This is a genomic window from Streptomyces sp. 8N706, from assembly GCF_052245415.1.
In the GTDB taxonomy this organism is placed as follows: Bacteria; Actinomycetota; Actinomycetes; order Streptomycetales; family Streptomycetaceae; genus Streptomyces.
In genome coordinates this window covers 22,001-41,160 of record NZ_JBQQBW010000063.1, presented here as the reverse complement: position 1 = coordinate 41,160, position 19,160 = coordinate 22,001, and the positions used below count along the sequence as shown (strand labels likewise).

Here is a 19,160-nt window from a genome sequence, read left to right as displayed (position 1 = left end):
TCGACCCCGCCACCCTGCGCGGCAGCAGCACCGGCACCTTCATCGGCGCCAGCTACCAGGACTACGGCGCCTCCGGCGCGGGCCCGGAGGGCGCCGAGGGGCACCTGATCACCGGCACCATCTCCAGCGTCCTGTCCGGCCGCCTGTCCTACACCTACGGCCTCGAGGGCCCGGCCGTCTCCCTCGACACCGCCTGCTCCTCCTCCCTGGTCGCCCTGCACCTGGCCTGCCAGTCCCTGCGCAACGGTGAGAGCTCCCTCGCCCTCGCGGGCGGCGTCAGCATCATGTCCACGCCCGGCGCGTTCATCGGCTTCAGCCGGCAGCGCGCGATGGCCGCCGACGGCCGCTGCAAGGCCTACTCCGACCAGGCCGACGGCATGAGCCTGGCCGAGGGCGTCGGCCTCGTCCTCGTCGAGCGGCTCTCCGACGCCCGCCGCAACGGGCACCAGGTCCTGGCCGTCATCCGGGGCTCCGCCGTCAACCAGGACGGTGCCTCCAACGGCCTGACCGCCCCCAACGGCCCGTCCCAGCAGCGCGTCATCCGCCAGGCCCTGGCCAACGCCAACGTGGACCCCGCCGAGATCGACGTCATCGACGGCCACGGCACCGGCACCGCGCTCGGCGACCCCATCGAGGCCCAGGCCCTCCTCGCCACCTACGGCCGGGACCGCGACCCCGAGCACCCGCTGCTCCTGGGTTCCGTCAAGTCCAACATCGGCCACGCCCAGATGGCGTCCGGCGTCGCCAGCATCATCAAGATGGTCATGGCCATGCGTCACGCGAGCGCGCCGCAGAGCCTGCACATCGACCGGCCCTCCACACACGTCGACTGGAGCTCCGGCGCCATCCGGCTGCTCACCGAACCGCTGCCCTGGCCGAGCACCGGGCACCCGCGCCGCGCGGGCGTCTCCTCCTTCGGACTCAGCGGCACCAACGTCCACACCATCCTCGAACAGGCCCCCGAAGACCGGCCCGAGGGTGCCGAAGGGAACGACGACGGCACCGCCACCACACCGGCTCACCCGGCCGAACCCGCCCCCGTGCCCGTGACCCTGTCCGGACGCACCGAAGCGGGCCTGCGCGCCCAGGCCGGACGGCTCCTGACCCACCTCGCCGACCACCCCCGGCTCCCGCTCACCGACCTCGCCTTCTCCCTCGCCACTTCCCGCGCCGCCCTGGAACACCGCGCGGCCGTCGTCACCGACGACCCCGACGCCCTCACCCGCGCCCTGACCGCGCTGCGCGACGGCACCCCCGACGGCGCACTGCTCACCGGCCGCCCCGGCGGCGGCCGCCTGGCCTTCCTCTTTACCGGCCAGGGCAGCCAGCGCCCCGGGATGGGACGCGAGCTCTACGACCGCTACCCGGTCTACGCCGAGGCCCTGGACGCCGTACTGGCCCGCTTCGACCTCGAACTCGACCGCCCGCTACGGGAGATCCTCTTCGCCGGACCCGGCACCCCCGAGGCCGAACTACTCGATGACACCGGCTACACCCAGCCGGCCCTCTTCGCCCTCGAAGTGGCGCTGTTCCGCCTCGCCGAGTCCTGGGGCCTGCGCCCCGACTACGTCGCGGGCCACTCCATCGGCGAGTTCGCCGCCGCGCACGCGGCCGGAGTCCTCACCCTGGAGGACGCCTGCACCCTCGTCGCGGCCCGCGGCCGTCTGATGGCCGCCCTGCCCGCCGGAGGCGCCATGGCCTCCGTCGAGGCCACCGAGGACGAGGTGCTGCCCCTCCTCGACCAGTACGAGGGGCGGGCCACCGTCGCCGCCGTCAACACCCCGGCGTCCCTGGTCGTCGCGGGCGACGAGGACGCGGTACTCGCCCTGGCGGCCCACTTCCACGAGGCGGGCCGCCGCACCAAGCGACTGCGCGTCAGCCACGCCTTCCACTCGCCGCACATGGACCCGATGCTCGCGGACTTCGCCCGCGCCGTCGGCTCCGTCACCTGCCACGCCCCCACGCTGCCGCTGGTGTCCACCGTCACCGGCGCACTCCTCACCCATGAGGAGCTCGCCTCGCCGGAGTACTGGACCGGGCAGGTCCGCGGCACCGTCCGCTTCGCCGACGCCGTACGCCACCTCACCGAGCACGGCGTGACCACCTTCTTCGAGCTCGGCCCGGACGCGGTACTCAGCGGCGCCGTAGGCGAGACCGCCGACGAGGCGACCCCGGCCGCCGCTGTCCCGGCCCTGCGCCGCGACGGCGGCGAGGCCCCGGCACTGACCACGGCCCTGGCCCGGCTCCACCTCAACGGGGTGCGGATCGACTGGGACGCCGTGTTCGCCGGTACCGGCGCCCGCCGGACCGACCTGCCGACCTACCCCTTCCAGCGCGAGCGCTACTGGCCCGAGGCGGCCACGGGCACCGACGCGCCCGCGGGCCCCGCCGACGCGGCGGACGCGGAATTCTGGTCGGCGGTGGAGCGCGCGGACCTTGAGACGCTGGGCTCCTCGCTGGACCTGGACGACGACACCCTCACCGCCGTCCTGCCCGCCCTGTCCTCCTGGCGCCGCAAGAGCCGGGAGCGCTCCACCGTCGACAGCTGGCGCTACCGGACCACCTGGAAGCCCCTGACCGGCCCGGCCGCCTCCGGCCCCGCACACCCGACCGGGACCTGGCTGGTGCTCGCACCGGCGGGCGCCGACCGGGACCGGCTCGAAGCCGTCACCGGCGCCCTGGGCACCGACACCGTACGGGTCGAGGTCACCGCCCCCGAGCGCGCGGATCTGGCCGAGCGGCTGCGTGAACTGGCCGCCGAAAGCAGCGGGTTCACGGGCGTCCTGTCCCTGCTGGCGACAGCGGGCGAGGACACCGAGGACGCCGAGGCGACCGATGGGACCGGTCCGGCCGCGGGTCTGCTGCTGACGGCTACGGCCGTACAGGCACTGGGCGACGCCGGGATCGAGGCACCCCTGTGGTGCGTGACGCGCACCGCCGTGGCCATCGGCCGCTCCGAACACCCGGCCCGCCCGGCCCAGGCCGCCGTCTGGGGCCTGGGCAGGGTCGCCGCACTCGAGCACCCGCAGCGCTGGGGCGGCCTTGTCGACCTCCCCGACGAGCTCACCGACACCACCCTGCGCCGCCTGGCCGCCGCCCTCGCCGCGAGCGACGGCGAGGACCAGCTCGCCGTACGCGCCACCGCGACCTACGCCCGGCGGCTGGCCCACCACCCCCTCGGACAGGCCCCCGCACCGCGCGAGTTCCACCCCACCGGGACCGTGCTCGTCACCGGCGGCACCGGCGCCCTCGGCGGCCACCTCGCCCGATGGCTCGCCACCCACGGCGCCCGGCACCTGCTGCTGGTCAGCCGCCGCGGCGCCGACGCCCCCGGGGCCGCCGAACTGGCCGCCGACCTCGAGGCATGGGGCGCCGACGTCACCCTCGCGGCCTGTGACACCGCCGACCGCGCGGCCCTCACCGCCGTACTCGACGCGATCCCGCGGGAGCACCCGCTCACCGCGGTCTTCCACACCGCGGGCACCGTCGACGACGGCACCATCGACACCCTCACCCCCGAGAAGTTCGCCGCCGTCCTGCGCGCCAAGGTCACCGCCACCCTCAACCTGCACGAGGCGACCCGTGGCCACGACCTGACCGCGTTCGTGCTCTTCTCCTCCATCGCCGGCACCCTCGGCGCCCCCGGACAGGGCAACTACGCCGCCGCCAACGCGTTCCTCGACGCCTTCGCCGAACACCGCCGCGCCCACGGCCTGCCCGCGACCTCCCTCGCCTGGGGCCCCTGGGCCGGGACCGGCATGGCCGCCGACGGCACCGACATCGAAAGCCGGGTCCGGCGCGGTGGCTTCGCCCCCATGGCACCCGAACTCGCCCTCACCGCGCTGCGCCAGGCCATCGAGCACGACGCCACGGCCCTGACCCTCGAGGACATCGCCTGGTGGCGATATGTGGGAGTGTTCGCCGCGAAGCGCCCTTGTCCCCTCGTCAGAGATTTGCCCGAACTGCTCCGGGCCACGGCGCCCGCCGGGACACCGGAAGCCTCCCTGCAGGAACCGGCCCTGCGCCGGCGGCTCGCCGGACTCTCCACGGGCGCGCGCCCGCGCTTCGTCCTGGACCTGGTACGCACCCAGGTGGCCGCGGTCCTCGGACACACCGGCACCTCGGACATCGGCGGTGAACGCGCCTTCAGCGACCTCGGTTTCGACTCGCTGACCACCGTCGAACTGCGCAACACCCTGACGGCGATCACCGGCCTGAAACTGCCCGCGACCCTCGTATACGACTACCCGTCCCCCACCGCCCTCGCCGACTTCCTGCTCGCCGAACTCCTGGGCACCCTGCCCGACTCCACAACCGGCACCCCGGCCCTCGCCGGCCGCGCGGCGGACGACGACCCCATCGCCATCGTCGGCATGAACTGCCGCTTCCCCGGCGGCGTACGGTCCCCCGAGGACCTCTGGCAGCTGCTGAGCCGCGGTGAGGACGCGATCAGCGGATTCCCCGCGGACCGCGGCTGGGACCTGGACGCGCTCGCCCGGGGAGCTTCCGCGACCCTCGAAGGCGGATTCCTGGACGGCGTCGGCCTCTTCGACGCCTCCTTCTTCGGCATCGCGCCCCGCGAGGCCCTGGCCATGGACCCCCAGCAGCGGCTGCTCCTCGAGACGTCCTGGGAGGCGTTCGAGCGCGCCGGAATCGACGCGACCACCCTGCGCGGCAGCCGCACCGGCGTCTTCGTCGGCACCAACGGCCAGGACTACGCCACGCTCCTGCGCCAGGGCACCGGCACCGCCGACGTACGCGGTCACGTCGCCACCGGCAACACCGCCAGCGTCCTGTCCGGCCGCCTCTCCTACGCCTTCGGCCTGGAGGGCCCGGCCGTCACCGTCGACACCGCCTGCTCCTCCGCGCTGGTCGCCCTGCACATGGCCGCAGGCGCCCTGCGCAGCGGCGAGTGCAGCCTCGCCCTGGCCGGCGGCGTCTCGGTCATGTCCAGCCCCGACTCCTTCACCGAGTTCACGGTCCAGGGCGGGCTGGCCCCCGACGGGCGGTGCAAGCCGTTCGCCGACGCGGCCGACGGCACGAGCTGGTCCGAGGGTGTGGGCGTCCTCCTCCTGGAACGCCTCTCCGACGCGCGCCGCAACGGCCACGACGTATGGGGCATCGTGCGCGGCACCGCCGTCAACCAGGACGGCGCCTCCAACGGCCTGACCGCCCCCAACGGGCGGGCCAAGCAGCGCGTCATCCGCCAGGCCCTCGCCGACGCCGACCTCGCCCCCGCCGACGTGGATGTCGTCGAGGCCCACGGCACCGGCACCACCCTGGGCGACCCGATCGAGGCTCACGCCCTGATCGCCGCCTACGGGCAGGACAGGCAACGCTCGCTGCTGCTCGGCGCCGTCAAGTCGAACCTGGGCCACACCCAGGCCGCCGCCGGCGTCGCCGGCACCATCAAGGTGCTCCTGGCGATGCGCCACGGCGTCCTTCCCAAGAACCTGCACATCAACTCCCCGTCCGGGCACGTCGACTGGACGGACGGCACGGTCTCGCTCCTCACCGAGCAGCAGGAATGGCCCGAGACCGGGCACGCCCGGAGGGCCGGTGTCTCCGCCTTCGGCGTCAGCGGCACCAACGCGCACGTCATCATCGAGCAGGCGCCGGACGCCGAGGAGCCCGTGGCAGAGGAGCCCGCCACGGTGCCGGGCATCGTGCCCTGGCCGGTGTCGGGCAAGTCCGAGGCCGCGCTGGCGGCACAGATCGAGCGCGTCTCGGCGCTGACCGGCCCGTCACCGGTCGACGTGGGCCACTCCCTCGCGACCGGCAGGGCGGCGTTCGCCCACCGCGCGGTCCTCGCGGCCGACGGAGAGGGCGTACGGGAACTCGCACGCGGCGTCGCCCAGGAGGTCGACGGGAAGCTGGCGGTGCTGTTCTCGGGCCAGGGTGCTCAACGGGTGGGTATGGGACGGGAGCTGTACGGCCGGTTCCCGGTGTTCGCCGAGGCGTTGGACGAGGTGCTGGCGCACTTCGACGCCGGGCTGCGGGATGTGATCTTCGGCGATGCGGAGGGTCTGGACGAGACCGGGTTCACCCAGCCGGCGCTGTTCGCCATCGAGGTGGCGCTGTTCCGGTTGGCCGAATCCTTGGGTGTGCGGCCGGACTTCGTGGCCGGTCACTCGATCGGAGAGATCGCGGCGGCGCATGTGGCCGGGGTGTTCTCGCTGGCGGACGCGTGCGCGCTGGTGGAGGCGCGGGCCCGGCTGATGCAGGCTCTGCCGGCCGGTGGCGCGATGGTGGCCGTCCAGGCGACGGAGAGCGAAGCGGCGGCGCGACTGACGGATGGCGTGTCGCTCGCGGCGGTCAACGGTCCCGAGGCGGTCGTGATCGCCGGGGACGAGTCCGAAGTCCTGCGGGTGGCCGAGGAGTTGGCGGCCGATGGGCGCAAGATCCGCCGCCTGCCGGTGAGCCACGCTTTCCACTCGCCGTTGATGGAGCCGATGCTGGAGGACTTCCGGCGGGTGGCCGAGCGCCTGTCGTACGAGGCTCCGCGGATTGCGCTGGTGTCGAACCTCACCGGTGAACTCGTCACCGAGGACGTCGTCTGCTCGGCGGAGTACTGGGTGCGGCATGTGCGGGAGACCGTCCGGTTCGCCGACGGCGTGCGAGCCCTGGCCGCCGAAGGGGCCGCCGTATTCCTGGAGTTGGGCCCCGACGGTGTGCTGACCGCGATGGCCCAGCACACCCTGGACGGCACTGCGACCGCCGTTCCGGCCCTGCGCAAGGACCGGAACGAGGAGACCGCGCTGCTCACCGCTCTCGCGCACCTGCACGTCGCAGGCGTCGGGGTGGACTGGTCCGGGATCTTCACCGGCACCGGTGCCCGCCGCGTCGACCTGCCCACCTACCCCTTCCAGCACCAGTGGTACTGGCCGGACGGCGCGCCTGCGGCGCATGCGCGGACCGGTTCGCCGGACCCCGTGGACGCCGAGTTCTGGGACGCGGTGGAGCGCGAGGACCTCTCGTCGCTGTCGGCCGGCCTGGAGCTGGACGACGCCGCGCTGTCGGCGCTCGTACCCGCCCTGTCCGCCTGGCGCCGCAAGCGCGTCGAGCGCTCGACCGTGGACGGCTGGCGCTACCACGTGACCTTCAAGCCGCTGACCGGCACCGCGCCCGGCACCCTCTCCGGACGGTGGCTGGCGCTCGTTCCGGCGGGCGGCACCGATGACGAGTGGACCGCCGCCGTGCTCGCGGCCCTCGGTGAGTCGGCCGTCACCGTCGAAGCCGACGCGACCGACGGCGGCGCGCTCGCCGGACGGCTCACCGAACTCGCCGCACAGCGAGCCGAGTTCCGCGGAGTGGTCTCCCTTCTCGCGGCCTCGTACGCCGACGCTCTCCCCTCCGGACCGGCATGGCCCGACGGGGCGCTGCGGGCACTGGCGGACGCCGGAATCGACGCCCCGCTGTGGTGCGTCACCCGCGGCGCGGTGTCGGTGGGCCGCTCGGAGACCGAAGTCAGCGTCGCCCAGGCGGCGGTGTGGGGGCTCGGCAGGGTCGCGGCCCTGGACCACCCCGACCGCTGGGGCGGCCTGGTCGACGTACCGCAGGTGCTCGACCGGCGCTCGGCCGAACGGCTTCGCGCCGTCCTGTCCGGCACCGGCGACGAGGATCAGGTCGCGCTGCGGCCCTCCGGCGTCCTCGGGCGACGGCTGGTGCGCGCCACGGACGACGCCCCCGTGGCCCCGTGGCAGCCGGCCGGCACGGTCCTGGTCGTCGGCCCGGCGTCCGGAACCGGCGGACACTGCGTCCGCTGGCTCGCCGAACAGGGCGCCCGGCACCTGGTGCTGGCCGACCCCGCCGCACCGGACACGGCGCAGCTGCGTGCCGAACTCGACGTTCTGGGCGTGCCGTTGACGGTGCTCGACTGCGCGCCGACCGACGGCGAGGCGCTGCTGGCTGCGCTGGCAGAGCTGGCCGCGCTCCCGGCACAGGCGCCGCTGACCGCCGTGGTCCACACGGGCGGGCCGTCGGACGCCGACGCGTACGGACCCGACACCGCCGAGGACCCCGGCGCCGCCCTGGCCGCGCTGCACGCGGACGTGGAGAGCCTGGCGGCCGTGGCCGAGGCGGCGGCCGGCGTCCGCCCCCTGGACGCGTTCGTCCTCTTCTCCTCGATCGCCGGGACCTGGGGTGCCGGAGGCCGGGGCGTCGAGGCGGCAGCCGGAGCCCAACTCGATGCCCTGGCACGCACGTTGCGCGCACGCGGACTGCCTGCCACGACGGTCTCGTGGGGCGGCTGGGCCGACACCACCTCCGACAGCCTGGCCGCCCACCTGAGGGCCAACGGGCTGCCCGCGATGGACCCCGCGCGGGCCCTGACCGCGCTCGCCCGCACCCTCGGCACCGACACCCCCTCGGTGACGGTCGCCGACGTACGGTGGGACGCCTTCGCGCCCGCCTTCACCCGCAATCGGCGCAGCGCCCTCTTCGCGGAACTGCCCGAGGCCCGCGAGGCCGTGGCGGACTCCGGCGGTGCCGAGCGGACGCCGGGCACCGCCTCCGGACTCCGGGCCGAACTCGCGGCCCGCCCGGACGCGGAACGCACCGAGGTCCTGCTGGCCTTGGTCCGTGCCCAGGTGGCCGCGGTGCTCGGTTTCGCGGAGGCCGACGCCGTACCCTCCGGCCAGGCGTTCAAGGACCTGGGCTTCGACTCGCTGACCGCGGTCGACCTGCGCAACCAGCTCGCCACCGCGACGGGTCTGGCCCTGCCCGCCACCCTCGTCTTCGACTACCCCACGGCCGACGCGCTCGCCGATCACTTGCGGGCCGCACTCCTCGGCGAGTATGCCGAGGACGCGGCGGAACTCCCCGCGGCGGCACGGGCGAAGGACGCCGGCACCGCCGAGGACCCGATCGTCATCGTCGGCATGAGCTGCCGCTACCCGGGCGGGATCCGCTCGCCCGAGGACCTGTGGCAGCTGGTCATGGGCGAGACGGACGCCATCGGCGGCTTCCCCACGGACCGCGGCTGGGACCTGGACCGGCTGCTGCACGGCGACCGGGACGGCCACGGCCGGACCGTCACCGGCGAAGGCGGATTCCTCTACGACGTGGCCGACTTCGACCCCGGATTCTTCGGGATCTCACCGCGCGAGGCGATGGTGATGGACCCGCAGCAGCGCATCCTCCTGGAAGCCACCTGGGAGGCCCTGGAGCGCACCGGCATCGACCCCGCCCAGCTGCGCGGCGGCGACACCGGCGTGTTCATCGGCGGCGGATCGGGCGACTACCGGCCCGAAGCGGGCCAGCTGGGCCACGCGCAGACCGCGCAGTCGGCGAGCCTGCTCTAGGGCCGGGTGGCCTACCAATTCGGCCTGGCAGGCCCCTCCGTCAGCGTCGACACGGCATGCTCGTCGTCCATGGTGGCACTCCACCTGGCCGCCCAGGCCCTGCGGGGCGGCGAGTGCTCCCTCGCCCTGACCGGCGGTGTGACGGTGATGTCCAGCCCGGTGAACTTCGTCGAGTTCGGGGAGATGGGGGCCCTCGCGCCGGACGGCCGCTGCCGGCCCTTCGCGTCCGCCGCGAGCGGCACCGGCTGGTCCGAGGGCGTGGGAATCCTCGTCCTGGAACGGCTCTCGGACGCCCGCCGCAACGGGCACGAGGTCCTCGCGGTACTGCGCGGCTCGGCCATCAACCAGGACGGCGCCAGCAACGGCATCACCGCCCCCAACGGCCCCTCGCAGCGCCGCGTCATCCAGCGGGCGCTGGCCAACGCGGGGCTGACACCGGCCGACGTGGACGCCGTGGAGGCGCACGGCACCGGCACCACCTTGGGGGACCCCATCGAGGCGCAGGCGCTGCTGGCCACCTACGGACAGGACCGCGAACGGCCGTTGCTGCTGGGGTCGTTGAAGTCCAACATCGGCCACACCCAGGCGGCCGCCGGCGTCGCCGGTGTGATCAAGATGGTGCTGGCGATGCGCCACGGCGTGCTGCCCAGGAGCCTGCACATCGACGAGCCCTCGGCACACGTCGACTGGAGCGCCGGAGCCGTCGAACTGCTGGCGGACGCGGCCGACTGGCCACGTACCGGCCGCCCGCGCCGGGCCGGAATCTCGGCCTTCGGCGCCAGCGGCACCAACTCCCATGTGATCATCGAACAGCCCGCGCAAACCGTGGCGGACGAGCCCGAGCACCCCCAGGAGGCAGGCGGCCCGCTGCCGGTGCCCCTGTCCGGCGCCGTGCCGGAAGCGCTGCGGGCCCAGGCCCGGCAGCTGCACTCCTACGTGACCGCCCGGCCCGAACTCACCACCACCGGCCTCGCCCTGGCGCTGGCCACCACCCGCTCGGCCTTCGCACACCGGGCCACGGTCCTCGCCGAGAGCCGCGAGGACCTGCTCAACGGCCTGGCCGCGCTCGCCGACGGCACGACCTCGCCGCAGCTCGTACAGGGAGAGGTGGCGGCCCGCCGCGGCAAGCTCGCGGTGCTGTTCTCCGGCCAGGGCACACAGCGACTGGGCATGGGCCGGGAGCTGTACTCCCGCTTCCCGGCGTTCGCCGAGGCCTTCGACGCGGTGACCGCGCACCTGGACGCCGAGCTCGAACATCCCCTGCGGCACGTCGTGTTCGACGACGCGGAGCGGCTGAACGAGACCGGCTACACCCAGCCCGCGCTGTTCGCCATCGAGGTGGCACTGTTCCGGCTGGTCGAATCCTGGGGCATCCGCCCGGACTTCGCCGCCGGGCACTCCATCGGCGAGATCGCGGCAGCCCACGTGGCCGGGGTCTTCTCCCTCCCGGACGCGTGCAAGCTCGTGGCCGCACGGGCGCGGCTGATGAACGCCCTGCCCGCGGGCGGCGCCATGGTCGCCGTACAGGCCACCGAGGAAGAGGCGCGGGCGGTGCTGACCGACGGAGTGTCGGTCGCCGCGGTCAACGGACCCCGGTCCGTGATCCTCTCCGGCGACGAGGCCGCCGTCCTCGGCATCGCGGAGAAGTTCACCGCGGACGGGCGCAAGACTAGGCGTTTGCGGGTGAGCCATGCATTTCACTCACTGCACATGGACGCCATTCTCGAGGACTTCCGACGCGTCGCCCAAAGCGTGGGCTACGACGCCCCGGTGATCCCGCTCGTGTCCAACGTGACCGGCGAGGCGGCGACCGAGCAGCAGGTGTGCTCCCCGGACTACTGGGTGCGCCACGTCCGCGAGGCCGTCCGCTTCGGCGACGGCGTCCGCACCCTCGTCGAGCGCGGCGTGTCCGTCTTCCTGGAGCTCGGCCCCGACGGCGCGCTGTGCGCCATGGCCCAGGACACCCTGGACACCCTGCCCTCGCAGGCGGTCACCGTACCGGCGCTGCGGCGGGACCGCGGTGAGCAGGAGTGTGTGGTCACCGCGCTCGCCCGGCTGCACGCCGACGGACTGAGCCCGCACTGGCCCGCCGTACTCACCGGGGCCCAGGCCGCGCCCCGCCGCACCGACCTGCCCACCTACCCCTTCCAGCACCAGCGGTTCTGGCCGACTGCCCAGTCCGCCCAGCCCGCCACCGACCCCGCCCCGGCGACCGCCGCGGACGACGGCTTCTGGTCGGCGCTGCGGGAGGCGGACTTCGCCGAACTCGAAGCCACGCTCCACGTCGAGCGCGACGCGCTGTCCAAGGTGCTCCCCGCGCTCGCGGACTGGCGCCGCAGGCGCGAGGAGTCCGGCACGGTCGACGGCTGGCGGCAGCAGATCACCTTCGAGCCGCTGACCCGCACGCCCTCCCACACCCCGGCGGGCACCCATCTCGCCGTGATCCCGGCAGGGCACGAGCAGGATCCGTGGGTCGCCGACGTCGTCGCCGCCCTGGGCCCGGACACCGTGCGCCTCACGGCGCCCGGCACCGACCGCGCCGCCCTGGCCGGCCTGTTGCGCCGACAGGTCGCCGAAGGGCCCCAGTTCAGCGCCGTGGTCTCCCTGCTCGCCCTTGCCACGGAACCCGCCCACCCGGCGCACGCCCCCGAGGCGCTGGCACTCACCACCACCTTGATCCAGGCGCTCGGCGACGCGGACCTCGCCGCACCCCTGTGGTGCGTCACCCGCGGCGCGGTCGCCACCGCGCCCAGCGAGCCCGCGCCCGGACCCGACCAGGCCGCCGTGTGGGGACTGGGACGGGTGGCCGCCCTGGAGTACCCGCAGCGCTGGGGAGGTCTGATCGACCTGCCCGGCACCCTTGACGACCGGTCCGCGGCCCGCCTCGCCGACGTGCTCGCCGCCCCCGGCGGCGAGGACCAGATCGCGATCCGGCCCTCCGCCGTCCTTGGCCGCCGACTGGTACCCGTACCGGCCGGGCGGAGCACCCAGGAGTGGAACCCCACCGGAACCGTCCTGGTCACCGGCGGTACCGGAGCACTGGGCGCCCACGTGGCACGCGAACTGGCCCGGTCGGGCGCACGGCACCTGCTGCTCCTCAGCCGCCGGGGCCCGGACGCGCCCGGCGCGGACGAACTGCGGGCCGAACTCACCGTGCTCGGCGCGGACGTCACCCTCACCGCGTGCGACGCCGCCGACCGCGACGCGCTCGCGAAGGTGCTGACGGACCTCCCCGAGGAGGCGCCCCTGACCGGCGTCGTCCACACCGCGGGCGTTCTGGACGACGGTGTCCTGGACAGCCTCACTCCGGACCGCTTCGAGGCCGTCTTCCGCGCCAAGGCCGCCTCGGCCCTGGCCCTGCACGACCTCACCCGGGACCTGGACCTGGCCGTGTTCGCCCTGTTCTCCTCGTCGTCCGGCGCGGTCGGCAACCCCGGCCAGGCCAACTACGCCGCCGCCAACGCCTACCTGGACGCCCTCGCCGAACAGCGCCGGACCCAGGGCCTGGCCGCGACCTCCATCGCCTGGGGCGTATGGGGCGGCGGCGGAATGGCCGACGACAGCCGGGCGGCCGACGTGGCCCAGCGCACCGGGATCCGCCCGCTCGACCCGGACCTCGCCGTCACGGCGCTGCGCCGGGCCGTCATGGACGGCCGTCCCACCGAGGTCGTCGCCGACATCGAACGCGACCGATTCGTCCGCTCCTTCACCGCCGTACGGCCCAGCCCGCTCCTCGGCGAGCCGGCCGCCGCCGACGGGCACCACCCGGTGGGGGACACCGGCGAGGAGACCACCGGTGCCGCGCTGCGCGAGAAGCTGACGGGCCTGCCGCCCGCCAAGCGCTCCGCAGCCGTACTGGACCTGGTCCGCACCCGGGCCGCCGCCGTGCTGGGACACTTCACCGACGCCGTGGGCGCCGACCGGGCGTTCCGTGACCTCGGCTTCGACTCCCTCAGCGCCGTCGAGCTGCGCAACCAGCTCGGGGCCGCGACCGGACTGGGCCTCACCGCCACGCTGGTCTTCGACCACCCCAACCCCGCCGACCTGGCCTCGCACATCCTGAGCCTGCTCGTTCCCGACGAGGGGCCCGGGGAGAGGGCCGACGACGGCGATGTGGACTCCTCCGGCATCAGGGCCCTGCTCGCCTCCGTCTCCGTGGCCCAGCTGCGCGAGATCGGCGTACTCGAACCCCTGATGAAGCTCGCCGAGCGGACCGCAGGGGCGGGCGGCGAGACGGCGGCCACCGGGACGGCGACGGACGCCTACGAGGAGTCGATCGACACGATGGACGTCGACGACCTGGTGCGAGCGGCACTGGACGGCGATCCCCGACTCGACGGCGAATCCTCCCTCGATGGCGATCCCTCCTCCGACGGCCATTCCCACCACGAGCGCTGAAAGAACGGACCATGACCACACCCAGCGAAAAAGTCGTCGCAGCTCTTCGCGCCTCGATGAAGGAAACCGAGCACCTGCGCCGGCAGAACCGCAAGCTCGTGGCCGCGGCCACCGAACCGATCGCGATCGTGGCGATGGGCTGCCACTACCCCGGCGGCGTGAACTCGCCCGAGGACCTGTGGGAGCTCCTGGCCGCGGGCAAGGACGCGATCGGCGCGTTCCCCGCGGACCGCGGCTGGGACCTGGACGCCCTGCGGGACGCCGGGGTCGACCAGCGAGGCAACGCCGTCAGCCAGGAAGGAGGCTTCCTCGACGGCGTGGGGGACTTCGACGCGGGCTTCTTCGGGATCTCGCCGCGCGAGGCCGTCACCATGGACCCCCAGCAGCGCTTGCTGCTGGAAACCTCCTGGGAGGCCATCGAGCGCGCCGGAATCGACCCGACCACCCTGCGCTCCACCCGGACCGGCGTATTCATCGGCACCAACGGCCAGGACTACGCCTACCTCCTCGTACGTTCCCTGGCCGACGCCACCGGTGACATCGGCACCGGCATCGCCGCCAGCGCGACCTCCGGCCGGCTCTCCTACACCCTCGGCCTGGAGGGCCCGGCGGTGACTGTGGACACCGCCTGCTCCTCCTCGCTCGTGGCCCTGCACACGGCGGCCCACGCCCTGCGGGCCGGGGAATGCTCCCTGGCCCTGGTCGGGGGAGTGAACGTGATGTCCTCTCCCGGCTCCTTGATGGAGTTCAGCCGCCAGGGCGGGCTGGCGGCGGACGGCCGGTGCAAGGCGTTCGCCGACGCGGCCGACGGCACCGGCTGGTCCGAGGGCGTGGGCGTCCTCGTCGTCGAGCGGCTGTCCGACGCCCGCCGCAACGGCCGCCCCGTCCTCGCCGTCGTGCGCGGCTCGGCCGTCAACCAGGACGGCGCCTCCAACGGCTTCACCGCCCCCAGTGGCCCTTCCCAGCAGCGGGTGATCCGGCAGGCCCTGGCCAGTGCCGGACTGTCGGCGTCGGACGTGGACGCGGTGGAGGCCCATGGCACGGGCACGCCGCTCGGCGACCCGATCGAGGCCCAGGCGCTGCTGGCCACCTACGGCCAGGACCGCGACTCCGAACGCCCGCTGCTGCTGGGGTCGGTGAAGTCCAACCTCGGCCACACCCAGGCGGCGGCCGGGGTCGCGGGGCTCATCAAGATGGTCATGGCGATGCGGCACGGCGTCCTGCCGAAGACGCTGTACGCCGATGTGCCGTCGTCGCATGTGGACTGGTCGTCCGGTGCGGTGGAGCTGTTGGCGGAGTCCCAGGAGTGGCCCAAGGCGGACCGGCCGTGGCGGGCGGGTGTGTCGTCGTTCGGCATCAGCGGCACCAACGCGCACGTCATCATCGAGCAGGCGGAGCCGGCCGAGGAGAAGGGAAACCCCCCGGAGCCGCTGCCCGATGTCGTGCCGTGGCTGGTGTCGGCCAAGACCGAGGAAGCCCTGGCCGCGCAGATCGAGCGGATCTCGTCACTGGCCAACGCGTCGGCACCGGTGGACGTGGGCTTTTCGCTGGCCACGGGCCGTTCCGTGTTCGAGCACCGCGCCGTACTGCTGGCCCGGTGCCCCGACGGCGAACTGTCGGAGGCGGCCCGGGGACGCGCGGCCGCGGGCTCTCCGCTCGCGGTGCTGTTCTCGGGTCAGGGTGCGCAGCGGCTGGGGATGGGCCGGGAGTTGTACGGCCGGTTTCCGGTGTTCGCCGAGGCTTTGGATGCGGTGCTGAAGCACTTTGACGGTGAGTTGCGGGAGGTGATCTCCGGCGATGCGGAGGGTCTGGACGAGACCGGGTTCACCCAGCCGGCGCTGTTCGCCTTCGAGGTGGCGCTGTTCCGGCTGGTGGAGTCCTGGGGGATCCGTCCGGACTTCGTGGCCGGTCACTCGATCGGTGAGATCGCGGCGGCGCATGTGGCCGGGGTGTTCTCGCTGGAGGACGCGTGCGCGCTGGTGGCTGCGCGGGCTCGGTTGATGCAGGCGCTTCCGGCGGGTGGTGCGATGGTCGCCGTCCAGGCCACCGAGGAGGAGGTGGCCGCGCGGCTGACGGATGGCGTGTCGATCGCGGCGGTCAATGGCCCCGAGGCGGTCGTGATCGCCGGGGACGAAACCCACGTGCTCCGTATCGCCGAGGAGTTGGCGGCCGAGGGGCGGAAGACCCAGCGGCTGTCGGTGAGCCACGCCTTCCACTCGGCGTTGATGGAGCCGATGCTGGCGGACTTCCGGCGGGTGGCCGAGGGCCTGTCGTACGAGGCGCCGCAGATCCCGATCGTCTCGAACGTCACGGGCGGACTCGCCGCCGAGGACCTGGTGTGCTCGGCGGACTACTGGGTGCGGCACGTCCGGGAGACCGTACGTTTCGCCGACGGCGTGCGAGCTCTGGAGGCCGAAGGGGCGTCCGCCTTCCTGGAGTTGGGTCCGGACGGGGTGCTGACCGCGATGGCCCGGCATACCCTGGACGAGACGGTGGTGGCCGTCCCCGCCCTGCGCAAGGACCGGCCCGAAGAGACCGCCCTGCTCACCGCCCTCGCGCACATGCACGTCGCGGGCGTCGGGGTGGATTGGTCCGGCATCTTCGCCGGTACCGGTGCTCGCCGCGTCGACCTGCCCACCTATCCCTTCCAGCACCAGTGGTACTGGCCCCGGCCCGCCGCGCTGTCCGGGGATGTGACCGGCGCGGGCCTGCTGCCCGCGGAGCACCCCCTGCTGGGTGCGACGCTCACCCTCGCGGACGATGGCGAGGTGGTGTTGACGGGCAGGCTGTCGCTGCGGACGCATCCGTGGCTGACTGACCACGTCATGGGTGGCAGTGTCCTCTTCCCGGGAACCGGCTTTCTGGAGCTGGCGATGCGCGCTGCCGACCAGGCCGGCTGTGACCGCGTGCAGGACCTCGTCCTGATGACGCCGCTGGTGCTCCAGGAGGAGTGCGCCACGCAGGTCCAGGTGCTGGTCGGGGCCGCCGACGAGGCAGGCGCCCGCACGGTCTCCGTACATTCGCGCCCGGACGGTGACCCCGGCCGGCCGTGGACCCAGCACGCGGGCGGCACGCTGACCAGCGGAGAGCGGATCGCGGACTTCGGTTCCACGGCCTGGCCGCCGCGGGACGCGGTGGCCGTCGACCTGGAGGGCTTCTACGACGGGACCGGGTACGGCCCCGCCTTCCAGGGGCTGCGTTCGGTGTGGCAGTGCGAGGACGGGGCCTACGTGGAGGTGGCGCTGCCGGGTCAGGTCGCTGAGGAGGCCGGAGCCTTCGGGCTGCACCCGGCGCTGCTGGACGCGGTGCTGCAGTCGCACCGCATGGCCGGGGTGGGCGGCGAGGACGACCAGTTCCTGCCCTTCGCCTGGCGGGGCGTTTCGCTGCACGCGGGCGGCGCCTCGGTCCTGCGGGTCCGGGTCGTGAAGACCGGCGACGACTCGATGTCCATCGCGGCCGTCGACGTCGAAGGCGCGCCGGTACTGTCCGCCGAGGCGATGGTGATGCGGGCCTACCGCGACCCCGGCACCGGCCAGTCGGCGGTGCGGCGCGGCGCGGACCACGACGAGCTGCTGTCGTTGGAGTGGGTGGCGGGCCCCGAGGTGCAGCCTGCCGAGGTGCGGTCTGTATCCCTGGGCGCGGACGAGCTGGGTGTGGGTGCGTCGGTCGCTTCCCTGGCGGACCTGACCGGCGACGAGGACCTCGTGGTGGTCCCCGTGTCCGGTGTGGGCGGCGATGTGCCTGCCCGTACCCATGAGTTGACCGCCCGGGTTCTGGGTGTGCTTCAGGAGTGGGCCGACTGTTCCGGTGCCGCGCGCTTGGTGTTCGTCACCCGCGGCGCCGTCTCCGCCGACGAGGGCGAGTCCGTCAGGGACTTGGCCGCGGCCGCGGTGTGGGGTCTGGTCCGTTCGGCGCAGTCGGAGCACCCCGGGCGGATTGCGCTGGTGGACCTGGAGGACGGGGATCTCGCCGCGGCGCTCGCGGCGCTGCCTGGTCTGCTGGCCACCGGGGACGCCCAGTTCGTGGTGCGCGACGGCGCTCTGCGAGTGGGGCGGTTGACTGAGCTCGGTGGCGGTGCGGGGGTGGTGCCGCCGGAGTGGGCATCAGAGGGCACGGTGCTGATCACTGGTGGCACCGGGGGTCTGGGTCGTGAGCTGGCCCGGCATCTGGTGGCCGAGCGTGGTGTGCGGCATCTGCTGCTGGTCAGCCGGAGTGGGCCCAAGGCGCCTGGTGTGGGTGAGCTGCGAGAGGAACTGGCCGCCTACGGTGCCGAGGTGGCGGTCCGTGCGTGTGATGTGGCGGAACCGGAGGCGGTGAAGGCGCTCGTCGGCTCGGTGCCTGCCGCACATCCGCTGACCGCTGTGATCCACACGGCCGGTGTGCTCGATGACGGCGTGCTCACCTCGCTCACGCCCGGGCGGCTGTCGGCCGTACTGCGTCCGAAGGTGGATGCGGCCTGGAATCTGCACGAGGCGACCAAGGATCTCGACCTGGCCGCGTTCGTGCTGTACTCGTCCGTCTCAGGCGTGCTCGGTGCTCCGGGGCAGGCCAACTACGCCGCGGGGAACGTCTTTCTGGATGCGCTCGCCTGGCACCGGGCGGGGCAGGCGCTGCCCGCGCAGTCCCTGGCGTGGGGTGCCTGGGCCCAGGGTGACGGTATGACCGCCGCCCTCTCCGATACGGATATGCAGCGGATGGCTTCCTACGGGACCGTACCGCTGAGTCCCGAGCGGGGACTGGCGCTGTTCGATGCCGCTACCGCGACCGGCGGTGCCCACCTCGTCGCGGTCGGCCGGGCTTCCGGGCCGGTACGTGTCCAGGGCCCCGTACCGTCGGTGCTGCGGGGTCTGGTCAAGGGCGCCCGGCGTACGGCCGTGAGCTCCACGGCCGGCGCCCATGCAACCGTGACGCTCGTCGACCGGCTGCGGGCGGCGCGCCCGGAGGAGCGTACGCGCCTGATGACCGACGTCGTACGGACCGAGGCCGCCGCCGTGCTCGGACACGCGTCGGCCAAGAACGTCGACGCCCGGCGGGAGTTCAACGAGCTCGGCTTCGACTCGCTGACCTCCGTCGAACTGCGCAACCGGCTCTCCACGATCACCGGACTGCGGCTGAGCGCCACCCTAGTCTTCGACTACCCCAACCCCACCGCACTCGCCGACCACTTCGTCTCGGAACTCGTGGACGAGGCCGCCACGGGACCGTCCCTCCTGACGGAACTCGAACGACTCGACTCCGCACTCGCCACCAGCGAACCCGACGCCCGCACCAGGGCCGCCGTCGCCGGCCGACTGGCGCAGATCCTGGACAACTGGCGGGGCGCCCAAGCGGAGGAGGACGACGCAGGGGTCACCGAGCGGATCGAAGCCGCCAGCACCGATGAGATCTTCGCCTTCATCGACAACGAGCTCGGCCGTCACGGCGATCGCTGAGACCGGCCCCCCTCTTTACACGGAAGGT

1 protein-coding gene and 1 pseudogene are annotated in these 19,160 nt (G+C 73.7%); both read left to right on the top strand.

Annotated elements, in window-relative coordinates:
* Window positions 1-13,700: pseudogene (locus ACTWQE_RS22115) on the top strand (type I polyketide synthase); the annotation flags it as partial.
* An 11-nt stretch (window positions 13,701-13,711) separates the two neighbouring features.
* Window positions 13,712-19,132 carry a type I polyketide synthase gene (locus tag ACTWQE_RS22110; protein WP_443330754.1) on the top strand — a complete coding sequence of 1,807 codons (5,421 nt, stop codon included), beginning with the start codon at window positions 13,712-13,714 and terminating at the stop codon, window positions 19,130-19,132.
* Window positions 19,133-19,160: the final 28 nt, after the last annotated feature.